The organism is Candidatus Nardonella dryophthoridicola, assembly GCF_017656055.1.
GTDB classification, from domain to species: Bacteria; Pseudomonadota; Gammaproteobacteria; order Enterobacterales; family Enterobacteriaceae; genus Nardonella; species Nardonella dryophthoridicola.
This window is the reverse complement of record NZ_CP069383.1, coordinates 43,940-56,835: the sequence shown is the minus strand read 5'-3', so window position 1 is coordinate 56,835 and position 12,896 is coordinate 43,940. Positions and strand designations below refer to the sequence as shown.

The 12,896-nt window shown below is 12.3% G+C and carries 11 protein-coding genes; 1 reads left to right on the top strand and 10 read right to left on the bottom strand.

The window, feature by feature from the left end:
• Nucleotides 1-35: 35 nt before the first annotated feature.
• The 10 genes from secA to infA are packed head-to-tail and all read right to left on the bottom strand — an operon-like array spanning nt 36 to nt 12,510.
• Complete coding sequence (gene secA / locus JRY34_RS00260; protein ID WP_208967104.1) at nt 36-2,471, bottom strand: preprotein translocase subunit SecA; 2,436 nt, start codon at nt 2,469-2,471, stop codon at nt 36-38.
• Nucleotides 2,472-2,501: 30 nt separating this feature from the next.
• A complete protein-coding gene (locus tag JRY34_RS00255; RefSeq protein ID WP_208967103.1) occupies nt 2,502-3,644 on the bottom strand; it encodes a cell division protein FtsA in 1,143 nt (380 codons plus the stop codon).
• Nucleotides 3,637-5,088, bottom strand: coding sequence for a Mur ligase domain-containing protein (locus JRY34_RS00250; RefSeq protein ID WP_148708331.1), 1,452 nt, complete (start codon nt 5,086-5,088; stop codon nt 3,637-3,639). The genes JRY34_RS00255 and JRY34_RS00250 overlap by 8 nt, the downstream gene beginning before the upstream one ends.
• Nucleotides 5,072-6,169 (bottom strand): UDP-N-acetylglucosamine--N-acetylmuramyl-(pentapeptide) pyrophosphoryl-undecaprenol N-acetylglucosamine transferase, encoded by a 1,098-nt coding sequence (locus tag JRY34_RS00245; RefSeq protein ID WP_208967102.1) that lies wholly within the window; start codon nt 6,167-6,169, stop codon nt 5,072-5,074. The genes JRY34_RS00250 and JRY34_RS00245 overlap by 17 nt, the downstream gene beginning before the upstream one ends.
• The gene (gene murD / locus JRY34_RS00240) at nt 6,159-7,514 is read right to left on the bottom strand and encodes a UDP-N-acetylmuramoyl-L-alanine--D-glutamate ligase (protein ID WP_208967101.1); all 1,356 of its coding nucleotides are present in this window, start codon (nt 7,512-7,514) and stop codon (nt 6,159-6,161) included. The genes JRY34_RS00245 and murD overlap by 11 nt, the downstream gene beginning before the upstream one ends.
• 14 nt (nt 7,515-7,528) lie before the next feature.
• Nucleotides 7,529-8,530 (bottom strand): phospho-N-acetylmuramoyl-pentapeptide-transferase, encoded by a 1,002-nt coding sequence (gene mraY, locus JRY34_RS00235; RefSeq protein WP_208967100.1) that lies wholly within the window; start codon nt 8,528-8,530, stop codon nt 7,529-7,531.
• On the bottom strand, nt 8,514-9,935 hold the full coding sequence (locus tag JRY34_RS00230) for a UDP-N-acetylmuramoyl-tripeptide--D-alanyl-D-alanine ligase (protein ID WP_208967099.1): 1,422 nt from the start codon (nt 9,933-9,935) through the stop codon (nt 8,514-8,516). The genes mraY and JRY34_RS00230 overlap by 17 nt, the downstream gene beginning before the upstream one ends.
• Nucleotides 9,928-11,415 (bottom strand): UDP-N-acetylmuramyl-tripeptide synthetase, encoded by a 1,488-nt coding sequence (gene murE / locus JRY34_RS00225; RefSeq protein WP_208967098.1) that lies wholly within the window; start codon nt 11,413-11,415, stop codon nt 9,928-9,930. The genes JRY34_RS00230 and murE overlap by 8 nt, the downstream gene beginning before the upstream one ends.
• A 3-nt stretch (nt 11,416-11,418) precedes the next feature.
• Nucleotides 11,419-12,294, bottom strand: a complete 876-nt coding sequence (rsmH, locus tag JRY34_RS00220) for a 16S rRNA (cytosine(1402)-N(4))-methyltransferase RsmH (protein WP_208967097.1) — start codon at nt 12,292-12,294, stop codon at nt 11,419-11,421.
• Between the two features lie 6 nt (nt 12,295-12,300).
• The gene (gene infA / locus JRY34_RS00215; RefSeq protein WP_148708324.1) at nt 12,301-12,510 is read right to left on the bottom strand and encodes a translation initiation factor IF-1; all 210 of its coding nucleotides are present in this window, start codon (nt 12,508-12,510) and stop codon (nt 12,301-12,303) included.
• Nucleotides 12,511-12,557: 47 nt separating this feature from the next.
• Here infA and JRY34_RS00210 point away from each other — a divergent pair, with 47 nt between their 5' ends.
• Nucleotides 12,558-12,893, top strand: a complete 336-nt coding sequence (locus JRY34_RS00210; protein WP_208967096.1) for a hypothetical protein — start codon at nt 12,558-12,560, stop codon at nt 12,891-12,893.
• Nucleotides 12,894-12,896 lie beyond the last annotated feature (3 nt).

The following is a 12,896-nucleotide window of genomic DNA, read 5'->3' as shown; positions in this document are numbered from 1 at the left end:
ATTGCATTTTTAATTTTAAAATGCAATAAAAAAAATTATATATTTTTAATTATATTAAATATTTTAAATATACTTTTATATTTCCATTTATTTATCATTTTATTAAATAATAAAAAAGAATTTAATATATATTCTTGATAAGGATCTTTATTAGCATAAATTTTTAAATAAATATTTTGTTGTAAATTATTTATATTATTTATATGATTTATCCATATTAAATCTAATATTTTTAATAAATTATTTCTTATTATTATAATTAAAGTTCTATAATTTATTTTTTTTTCAAATTTATTAAATTTTTTATTTATTATAAAAATTATATATTTTATACTAAATATATTATTTTTATATAATACATATTTATACTTTCTTTTTATATTTATATTAAATTTTTTTTTAATAAAAATTAATAATTTATCTATATTATATGATTTTTTATTGATATATTTTTTTAAAATTTTTAATATAAAAAATAATTTAAATTTTTTATACATATTATATATACAATTACATAATATATAATTTCTTATTTTATATATTATATTTCTTTGTATATCAAAAATATTATCATATATTAAAATTTGTTTTCTTAATTGAAAATTTTTCTTTTCTATACTTTTTTGTATATTATATATCATTTTTGATATAAATTTATTTTTTATAAAAAATTTTTTATTATCTTTAATATTATTAATAATGTTTTTTATATTATTATTTATAATTTTACTAAATAATTTATCTTCTAATGATAAATAAAATCTTGATGATCCTGGATCACCTTGTCTGCCAGATCTACCTATTAATTGATTATCAATTCTTCTTGAATCAAATCTTTCTGTACCTATTATATATAAACCTCCTGATTTTTTAACAATATTATTATTTTTAATCCATATATTTCTATTAAATAGATTATAATCTCCTCCTAATATTATATCAGTACCTCTTCCAGCAATATTAGTTGCTATTGTTACATTACCTGGTTTTCCAACCTTAGATATTATTTTTGCTTCTATTTCATAATTTTTGGCATTTAATAAATTGTGAGGTATATTATTTTTTTTTAAATATAAAGATATTAGTTCTGATTTTTCTATAGAAATAGTTCCTATTAATACAGGTCTATTTTTTTTAATACATTTTTTTATATCATTTATTATATATTTAATTTTAGATTCTTCATTTATAAAAAATATATCATTTAAATCTTTTCTTATTAATGGTTTATTTGAAGGAATTTTAATAGTATTTAATCCATATATATATTTAAATTCTTCTTTCTCTGTATATGCTGTTCCAGTCATACCTGATATTTTTTTATATAATTTAAAATAATTTTGAAATGTTATTGAAGCTATATTTATATTTTCTTCTAATATTTTTACATTTTCTTTTGCTTCTATAGCTTGATGTATACCATCTGATATTCTTTTATTTTTACATAATCTACCTGTATTTTGATCTATTAATATAATTTTATTATTTTTTATTATATAATCTATATTCTTTTTAAAAAATAAGTAAGATTTTATTAAAGATGTTACATATTTTATAAAAATTATATTATTTTTATAATAAAGTTTTTTTTTATTATTTATTAATTTTAAATTAAATATTATATCTTCTATTAAATTATAACCTAAACTTGTATAATATATATTTTTATTTAAAAAATCTATTTTATAAAACTTATTATTTAATGTATTATTTATATCAAACAAATATATAAATTTATTTATATTTTTATATATTGTGGAATCATCTATACTTTTGCCTGAAATTATTAATGGAGTTATAGATTCATCTATTAATATAGAATCTATTTCATCTATAATTACATAATTTAATTTATTTTGCACTTTATTTTTAATATTTAAAACTAAATTATCTTTTAAATAATCAAAACAAAATTCATTATTTGTACCATAAACAATATCATTATTATATTCTTTAATCTTTTCAAATGTATTTATATTTGATATATTTAATCCCACACTTAAACCTAAAAAATTAAATATTTTTTTATTACTATTAAAATCTCTTTTAGCTAAATATTCATTTATAGTAACTATATGAACTCCATCTCCTGTTAATGAATTTAAATATGCAGGTAATACTGATGTTAAAGTTTTACCTTCACCAGTTGACATTTCTATTACACATCCATAATTTAATGCAAGACCACCTAAAATTTGTACATCATAATATTTTATACCATATATTCTTCTAACTGCTTCTTTTACAACTGAAAATGCTTCAACTATTATAGTATCTAAATTTTCTCCACTTCTAATTCTTTTTTTAAATTCTATAGTTTTATTTTTTAATTCTTTATTATCAAAATTTATTATTTTTTTATCATATAAATTAATTGAATTTAAAATATTATTAAATTTATTTTTTAAATAATAATTATTATTATAATTATTTAAATTTAATATATTAATTATTTTATTTATAAAAAACATATTCTTTTTTTTTTAAAAATTAATATAATTTTAATATAAATTATTTATATATTTTAATAAACCAATAATTGAATATAATTTTTCTTTTTCTAAAATATTTTTTAAACCAATTATATTATTATAATCTAATAAATTTATTTTTATATTTTTATTTTTAAATTTTTTTTTTATATCATTAAAAATACTTTTTATTTTTATTAAATTACTATTTATTATAATATTATTTATAATAATATTATTATTTTTATTTATTTTATTTTTATTATTTATTTTATTATTTATACTATATAATAATTCAATATATTTTTTTTTTATTAATAAAAAAAATTTATACAAATTTAATTTTTTATTATAAATATTTATATATATATTTTTTTCTTTATTATTATATATATAATTTTTTATAATTTTATTTACTAAAAATTTTGATTTAGTAAAATTTAAATTAAAAAATAATGATATATAATTATATATATATTCTTCTCCAATTTCTAATATTTTTATATTTTTTATAAAACCTTTATAATATATAAAAACATGAGTATTATATAATTTTATATCTATAAATATAAAATTATCAAGAATATCTTTTTTACTTATTAATGAATAAAATGATGATAATCCAATATATATTATTTTTTTAATATTATATCTTATTTTTTTGTTTATAAATTTTAATATATTTTTAACATAAATTTTATTACAATATATAAAAATTAAACTTATTTTAATTTTTTTTCCATATAAACCAATAGGATTAGATATACATATATTATCAATAATATAACTACTTGGTAAAATATGTAATATAAAATTATATTTAATTATATTTATATAATATATATTATTTTTTATAATATTTATTAATAAATTATTATCTATAATTTTATTATCTATATTTTCATCTATAAACATATTATATAATTTTATATTTAAATTAGATATCATTAAATATATATTTTCAAAATTATATTTATATAAAATACTAGATTGTAATATAGATTCATTTATTTTTTTAAATATTATATTATTATTAATAATATTTTTATTAAAAATATTATTATGCTTTTTTATACCTAAACTTAATATATTAATATTATTATATTTTTTATTACTTATAGTAATAATAATTTTATCATCGTCAATATTTATAGTTGAAATTATATCATTCATTTTTTTTAAATAAATTACTAATATAATTACTTATAGAACCAGCTCCTTGAACTATTATAATATAGTTATTACTATTAATATTTTTTTTTATTATATATATGATATTATTTATATTATTATTTTTAACATAAAAAACTTTATTTTTATTTATTTTTTTTAAAATATAATATATATTATAACTACTTATATTATATATATTTTTTTCAAATGCTGGATATATATCCAATATTATCAATATATTTACATTTAATAATACTTTTATAAAATTGTTAAATAATAAATAAGTTCTACTATATCTATGTGGTTGAAAAATCATTATTATTTTCTTATTATATATTAATTTAACATTATATATAATGTTATATATTTCTTTTGGATGGTGACCATAATCTGTAATTAATAAAATATTATTTATTTTATTATTTAATTTATCAATAAAAAATAAATTATTTAATATTTCAAATCTTCTTTTTATTCCACAAAATTTTTTTAAATTTAATATAGCTTCATACATAGAAATAAATACTATATTTTTTTTTATAAAATATAATAAAGATATTACTGCTGTAATATTTATAGAATTAAATTTACCAAAACAATTACTTACAAATATGTTATAATAACAATTATCTATTTTATTTAAAATAGTAAATATATTATTATTATAGTTAATTTTATAATCATAAATTATAAAATCTGATTTTTTATTAAATCCATAAGTAATAAATTTATTACTAATTTTATTTATTATTTTTTTTATTAAAAAATCATCTAAATTTAAAAAAGTTAACATTTTATTATTACAATTTATATATTTTATAAAACTATTTATAATATTATTAATATTATTTTTATAATTATTAATATGATCATTATCTATATTATTTAACACAAAATATTTACATTTTACATTTTCAAATGTTAAATCACTTTCATCAGATTCTAATACAATAATATTTTTATCATTACAAAAATTAAAATTTTTTTTTTCATTTAATAAAAAACCACCTATAATATAACTAAAATTTATATTTAAATTATTTAATATATATACAATTATGCAAGATATTGTAGTTTTTCCATGAGAACCACTTATTGATATAACATTTTTATAAAAATTAGATATATATTTTATAATATACTTTTTATTATATATCGGTATATTTAATTTTTTAGCTTTTAAAATTTCAGGATTATTATTTTTTATAGAGTTTGAATAAATAATAAAATCAATATTATTATTTATATTACTTGAATCATGTTTATTATAAACCTTTATATTATTTTTTTTTAAATATTTTATTATTTCATTATTACCAATATCAGAACCAGTAATATTAATATTTTTATTTATATTTAAAAAGAAAAATGGTATTGAACTAATAAATAAACCTCCTATTCCTATAAAATGTATATTTTTAATTTTGTTAATATTTAAACTCATTATTTAATTCAATTAAAAATTTTTTATTTATTTTTTTAATATTATATTTTATTTTTTTTTTCATTTCTTTATTAATAAATAATAAGTACTTTTTATTACTAAATAATTTAATATAATATTCTAATTTAGAATTAAAATTTAAATCCTTTTCTATAACAACTTTTGAAAAATTATTTTTTCTCAAAAAAAATGTATTATAATATTGATGATTATCTTTAGTTTCTAAAGGTATTAAAATAGAAGGTGTTTTAGTATAAATTATTTCACTTATTGACATAGCACCACATCTAGATATTACAAAATCAGTCCAATAATAAGCATAACTAATATTATATATCAAATTATCAATTTTATATAAACTATTTAATAAATTATATTTTTTATATTCATTAATAATTACATCAATATATTCATTTCCTATTTGATGCCATATTAATAAATTATTATTTTTTATTAAAGAAATAAACTTTAAAATATTAAAATTTATAAATTTAGATCCTTTACTGCCTCCCAAAATTAATATTTTTAAAATATTACTATTATAATTTTTATTATTATATTTATAATTATTAAATTCTTCTCTAATAGGATTTTTTATTATAATAAAATTATTATCATAATAATAATTATATCTTATTGATTTTATAGTTTTTTTAGATATAAAATTTACTATATAATTAGATCTTCCTAATATAGAATTTTGTTCATGTATTATTATTGGAATATTAATAATCCATGATAATATACATAGAAATATAGACATATTTCCTAAACACAAAATAAATATAGGTTTTATATTAAATAAAATATATAAACATTTTAATATATAAGATATTATAAAAAAAATATATACAAAAAAGTTTAATATAAAAAATATATTTTTTTTTTTTTTTTTAAATAATTTTATAATTATAACATTTATATTAGTGTTATATTTTTTTATATATATTTTTTCTTCTTTATTATTTAATATCCAATATATATTATATTTTTTTTTTATTAATAAATTACCTATAATTATTCCTGGTATTATATGTCCTAAACTACCACCTGTTATTATAATAATATTTTTATTTATCATTGAAAAAATAACTTTCAATTAATGAATTAAATGAATATCCTCTATGCATAAAATTTAAATATTGATCTAAACTGGAACATCCAGGTGAAAATAAAATTATATCATTACATTTTATTTTATTTATTAAAAAATAAAATAACATTTCAAGTTTATAAAAAATATATGAATTTTTAATTATATTATTTATATAAAATCTATCTTTTCCAAAACAATATACTATAAAATTTTTATTTAAATATTTCAATATTTTTACAAAATTAATATTTTTTCTATCTCCACCTAATATTAAATGTATATTATTAAACTTAAATATATTTTTAGTATTATTTATAGCTGATATAGTACTATGTAAATTTGTAGATTTAGAATCATTTATCCATATATTATTGTTTATTTTTCTTACATTATATCTATATTTTAAATTTTTAATTTTTTTTATTGTATCTATCTGAATTTTTTTATTAACATTCAAAATATCAGTTGCTGCTATAGCTGATAATATATTTATATAATTATTTATACCTATTATTTTTAATTTATTACAATTAATTATTAATTTATCATTTTTATATAAATAAAAATTATTATCTATTTTTTTTATATTATAAAAACTATTTTTAAAACCAAAAGTTATATATTTTTTATCTATTTTTTTTTTTATATATTTTAAATTTTTTATGTTAAATAAACAATATAAACTACTATCGAATATTTTTAATTTTATATCTTTATATATTTCAAAATTTATATGTCTATCTAAATGATCAAAATCTATATTAGATATAATAGAAATTAAATTTTTATATTTAAAACTTATATTTTCTATTTGAAAACTAGATAATTCTATTATATAGTAATCATATTTTTTATATAAAGAATATAATATAGGAACTCCTATATTTCCTCCAATAAAAACTTTAAATTTACAATTTATCAATATTTTATATATAATATAAACTATTGTACTTTTACCATTAGTACCTGTAACTAAAATTATTTTTTTAAAATCTTTAATTAAACTAAAAAATATATCAAAATCATTTATTACTTTTAAAGTATTAACATTATAATTATTTTTATTTATAGATGGACTAATTATTACATAATCTGAATTATAAATAATATTATTTATAAGCTTAGTATTTTTATTACCAAAATATAATTTTATATTTTTTTTATATATTTCATTTACTATACTAGTAGTATTTGATAAAAATTTAGGATTTTCATTTTTATCTATTATATTTATATTAAATTTTTTATTTATAATATTTAAATATTTTAAGCAAAATAAATTGCTTAAACCTATACCTATTAAAGTTATATTCTTAGAATTTTTAAACATATTTTTAAATTATTTTAAATTATTAAAATTAAAGATAATAAAAATAAAAGAATTGATAATATCCAAAATCTAACTACTATTTTATTTTCATGAATATTTTTTAATTCATAATGATGATGTATAGGAGCCATTAAAAAAAATCTAAATTTATTAAAAAAATTATATGTAAAAATTTGTATAATAGTAGACATTGATTCTATAAATAATAAGAAACAAGGTACTATTGATAATAATTCTTTATTTAAAATTATAAATGAAAAACCTATTATGGAACCTAATGGTAATGATCCTACATCACCTAAAAATATATTTGCTGGATATGAATTAAACCATAAAAATGATAATAAACATCCAATTATATTCATAAAAATACTTATTAAATCAATAAAAAATAATTTATGAATTAAACTAAAACTATTATTATAAATACTTAAATATAAAATTAAAATTAGTATTATATATATTAATATTAAAGGAAATGAAACTAAACCATCTAATCCATCTGTTATATTAACAGAATTACAAAATCCATTTATAATAATAAAATAAAAAAAATAATTTATTATTTTATTAGTATAAAATTTTATATTTAAAAATGGAATATTTATTATATTTTTATATAATATTTTTTTATTAAAAAATATAATTATATTATATATTAAGAATTGTAAAATAATCTTATGTTTTAATTTTATTATATTAGAATTTTTTTTTACTATTTTTAAAATATCATCTAAAAAACCTATTAAAAAATTTAAAAAATATAATAATATTATAGTATTTAAATAAATATTATTTTTTTTTAAAAAAAAATAATAATGAAAAAAAATCATTATAAAAATATTAATACCAGACATTGTAGGTGTATATTTTTTTTTAAAATGACTTTTAGGACCTTCATATCTTATGTTTTGAAATATATTATATTTACTAAATATAAATATTAATAATTTATTTAATATAAAATTTAATATAAATGAAATAAATATAATATATATTTTATTTATAATATTCATATTTATTTAATATTTTATTTACAATATTTTCTAGTTTATTTGATCTAGATCCTTTTACTAATATAACTTTTTTTTTTTTATCAGTTTTTTTTATTATACTAATTAACTTGTATAATATTTTATTAATACTATCTAAATATATAGAATTATTTTTATTATAATTTAATATATTTTTAGTCAAATTACCTATAGATAATATATAATCTATTTTTAAAAATTTATTTATATATAAACCTATAAATTTGTGATAAAATACTTCTTTAATTCCTAATTCATTAATATTACCTATTATTAATATCTTAAAATATTCTTTATTAAAATTATTTAAAATATTAATTGAATTTATCGTAGACTTTATATTAGCATTATAACTATCATCTATTAATATAATATTTTTTTTTTTAATAAAATATGGAAATAATCTACCATTTACACCATTAAATTTATTTACATAATTTATTTCATTTAATTTTAAACCTAAATTTATTAATATAGAAACAGATGCTATTAAATTATATATATATGGAATATTTCCAAATAATATTTTTTTATTTAATTTTATATATTTTTTACCGATAGGAGTAATTATATTAAAAGTATAAAAATTATTATAAAATAAATTATTTATATAAAAATCAGAATTATTACTACATTTATTTAAACTATAAAATATTGGAAATTTATTTTTATTAACATTTAAAAATTTCCAATTATTCCAATCATTATTATCATAATTTAATATAATTTTTAAATTTTTATAATTACTATAAAATATTTCACCTTTAGAACTACATATATTATTAAAATTTTTAAAATATTTAATATGAGAGATATATAAATTATTTATCAAAATTAAATTAGGATTTATTAAATTTACTATATTAAAAATTTCATATTTTCTACTTGCTCCTATTTCTAATATTAAATATTTAGTATTATATTTTAATCTAAATAATGTTAATAAAACACCTATATAATTATTATTATTTTTATAAGTATAAATAACATTATATTTATTTTTAATTAATACAAAAGAAACTAATTCTTTAATAGTTGTTTTACCAGAAGATCCAGTTATAGCTACTATAAATGGATTTATTTTATTTTTTATCCATATTGATAATTTCATTAATGAATCATTAACATTATTAACTAAAATTTGTGGTATATATTTTTTAAAATATAGTTTATCAATAATAATAGCTACTACTTTGTTATTTATTGCTTCATCTAAAAATATATAAGAATCAAAATTTTTACCTTTATAAGCTATAAATAAACATTTATTTTTAATATCTTTAGAATTTATTGATATATTTAATATGTATTTATTATAATCTTTTTTTTTACATATTAATTTACCATTTAATATATCAGATATTTCTTTTAATTTTATTTTAATCATTATTAATATATTTTTTTACAATATATAAATCAGAATGAAATATTTTTTTATTATTATATAATATTTGATAATTTTCATGTCCTTTACCTATAATTACTATTACTGAATTTTTATATTTATTTAACGAATATTTTATAGCTGATTCTCTATTATATATTATTTTTATTTTATTATTTTTTTTTACGAAATTTATTATATTTTTAAATCTTTCATTTCTAGAATTATCTGAAGTTAATATAAAATAATCAGAAAATTTTAATATTATATTATATATTATAATTCTTTTATAACTATCTCTATTTCCACCAAAACCAAAAATAGAACATATTTTTTTTAATCTATATTTTTTTTTTATTTCAAATAATAATTTATATATAGATTCTGGAGTATGAGCATAATCTATTATTATATTAAAATTATTTTTTTTTATTGTATTAAATCTTCCTAATGGTAATTTTAAATAATTAATAACATTTAATATATCAAAAATATTAAAACCTAATAATAATAAACATGATATTGATATTAATATATTCTTTATATTAAAATTTTGATAAATGTTAGTTTTAAAATATCCATTTCCAAAGTTACTAGAAATTTTTATTATATTAAATTTTTTTTTTTTAATTACATAAATTAATTTTAACCAAAATTTAAATTTATTTATTTCAAAATCACTTATATTTTTTGTAGTTACTATAAATGTCTTTTCTTTAAAATTATTATATATTTCTTTACCTAAATTATCATCGTAATTTACTATATTATATTTTGAATAATAATCATTAAATAACTTTAATTTACTAATTTTATAATTAAAAATATTTTTATGATAATCTAAATGATCATGACTAATATTAGTAAATATACATATATTAAAATTAGCACCATTTATTCTATATTGATCTAAAGAATGTGATGTTATTTCTGATATTATAAAATCATAATATTCATCTATAGATGAATATAAATTTTTAAAAAATTTAAAAGGTAAATCTGTAGTATATTCTGTTTTATATAAGTTATCAATATTACCATTACCTAATGTACTAACTATATAAGGTTTTTTATTTAATAATTTTATTAATTGACATATAAAAAAAGATATCGTAGTTTTTCCATTTGTTCCTGTAATACCTATTAAATTATAATTAGTATTTTTATTTTTTTTTTTATAATATTCTATAGATATTTTAGATATTTTTTTCTTTAAATCATATATTAATAATATTAAAATATTATTCTTAAAAAAGAAAATACCATTATTAATATAATTTGTAGCTTCTTTTATTATAATAAAAACTCCTTTAGAAATTAATTTATCTATTAAATTATTAATTTTACTATTTTTATAATTATTAATTAAAAAAAATGCATTTCCATATTTTATATTATCTAAATCATAAGAAATACCAGATATATATATATCTGGTATATTATTTATATTTATATAATTTTTTAATATATTTTTTATATTCATATTTTATATTTTTTCAAATATTCTTAATATACTACTTCTAGATGATATATTATTTATTATTTCTTTATAAGAAGGTTTAATTTTTTTTATAAATTTTATATATTTTTTATTTTTGTTATAAAAATTTTTTATTATTCTAGATTCTATAGAATTAAAACTTATAATTAATAATTTACCATTTTTAGATAAAATTTTTTTTGTATTATTTAATAATATATTTAGTTCATTTATTTCATCATTTACATAAATTCTAAAAGATTGAAATGTTTTTGTTGAACAATGTATTTTTTTATTTTTATTAGAATTTTTTTTTATTTTTTTTATAATATTAGATAAATACAAAGTGTTATTTATAAATTTATTATTTTTTATATTATATATAATATTTTTAGATATCTTTTTATAAAAATATTCATTTCCATAATTTTTAATTATATAATTTAACTTATTGATATCAATTTCATTTAATATATCAAATAAAGTTTTACCCTTTGTATAATCCATTCTCATATCTATTTTACCATTTAATTTGAAAGAAAAACCTCTATTTTTTGATTTTATTTGATGGTTTGATAATCCTAAATCAATTATAATTCCATTTATTTTACCAAAAATTTTTTTCTTTTTTAATATAATATTTAAATTTGAAAATAAACTTTTATAAAAAAAAAATCTTTTATCTTTAATTTTTTTAGATATTTTATAAGAATCATAATCTCTATCTATAGAAATTAATTTAGAATCTTTATCTAATTTAGATAATATATATCTAGAATGGCCTCCAGATCCAAATGTACAATCTATATATAATCCATTTTTTTTATTTATTAAGTTATTAACAACTTCATCTTTCATAATAGGAATATGATAATAATACATATAAATCTAATTTCTAAATATTATTCTACCTTTATTTATATCATATGAAGTTAATTCAACAGTTACTTTATCACCAGTTAATATCTTTATATAATTCTTTCTTATTTTACCAGATATATAAGCTGTTATAATATGACCATTTTCTAATTTAACTTTAAAATTTGTATTAGGTAATGTATCAATTATAATACCCTTAAATTCATTTTTTTTTTTCATATTTAATTTATAATATTTTTATAATTTTTATTTTAAAAAAAAATAAAATGTTTAAAAAAATACTTATTATATATATATTATTGATATATATAAATAATAAAAATTTATTATTATTTAAAAATAAAACATATTACTTAATTCCATTTATTATTTATAATGTTATTAATAAAAATGGTATAATATCTAAAATATTATATTTATTTAATTATTTTTTACTATTAAAAATAATAAATAATATATTATTTATATTATATATAATATTTTTTTATTTTTATAGAAATAAAAGTATAATTTTTATATTTATAAATTATAATTATTTATATATAATAATATTAATATTATTTTTATTTATAATAATAAAATTTTTATTTAAAAATAAATAACAA

Bases quoted from the DNA above. Each gene is read 5' to 3' on its own strand.
- murD (WP_208967101.1), bottom strand. From the start codon at position 7,514: ATGTTTAAAAATTCTAAGAATATAACTTTAATAGGTATAGGTTTAAGC.
- JRY34_RS00230 (WP_208967099.1), bottom strand. From the start codon at position 9,935: ATGATTAAAATAAAATTAAAAGAAATATCTGATATATTAAATGGTAAA.
- JRY34_RS00250 (WP_148708331.1), bottom strand. From the start codon at position 5,088: ATGAGTTTAAATATTAACAAAATTAAAAATATACATTTTATAGGAATA.
- JRY34_RS00255 (WP_208967103.1), bottom strand. From the start codon at position 3,644: ATGAATGATATAATTTCAACTATAAATATTGACGATGATAAAATTATT.
- murE (WP_208967098.1), bottom strand. From the start codon at position 11,415: ATGAATATAAAAAATATATTAAAAAATTATATAAATATAAATAATATA.
- rsmH (WP_208967097.1), bottom strand. From the start codon at position 12,294: ATGTATTATTATCATATTCCTATTATGAAAGATGAAGTTGTTAATAAC.
- secA (WP_208967104.1), bottom strand. From the start codon at position 2,471: ATGTTTTTTATAAATAAAATAATTAATATATTAAATTTAAATAATTAT.
- mraY (WP_208967100.1), bottom strand. From the start codon at position 8,530: ATGAATATTATAAATAAAATATATATTATATTTATTTCATTTATATTA.
- JRY34_RS00210 (WP_208967096.1), top strand. From the start codon at position 12,558: ATGTTTAAAAAAATACTTATTATATATATATTATTGATATATATAAAT.
- JRY34_RS00245 (WP_208967102.1), bottom strand. From the start codon at position 6,169: ATGATAAATAAAAATATTATTATAATAACAGGTGGTAGTTTAGGACAT.
- infA (WP_148708324.1), bottom strand. From the start codon at position 12,510: ATGAAAAAAAAAAATGAATTTAAGGGTATTATAATTGATACATTACCT.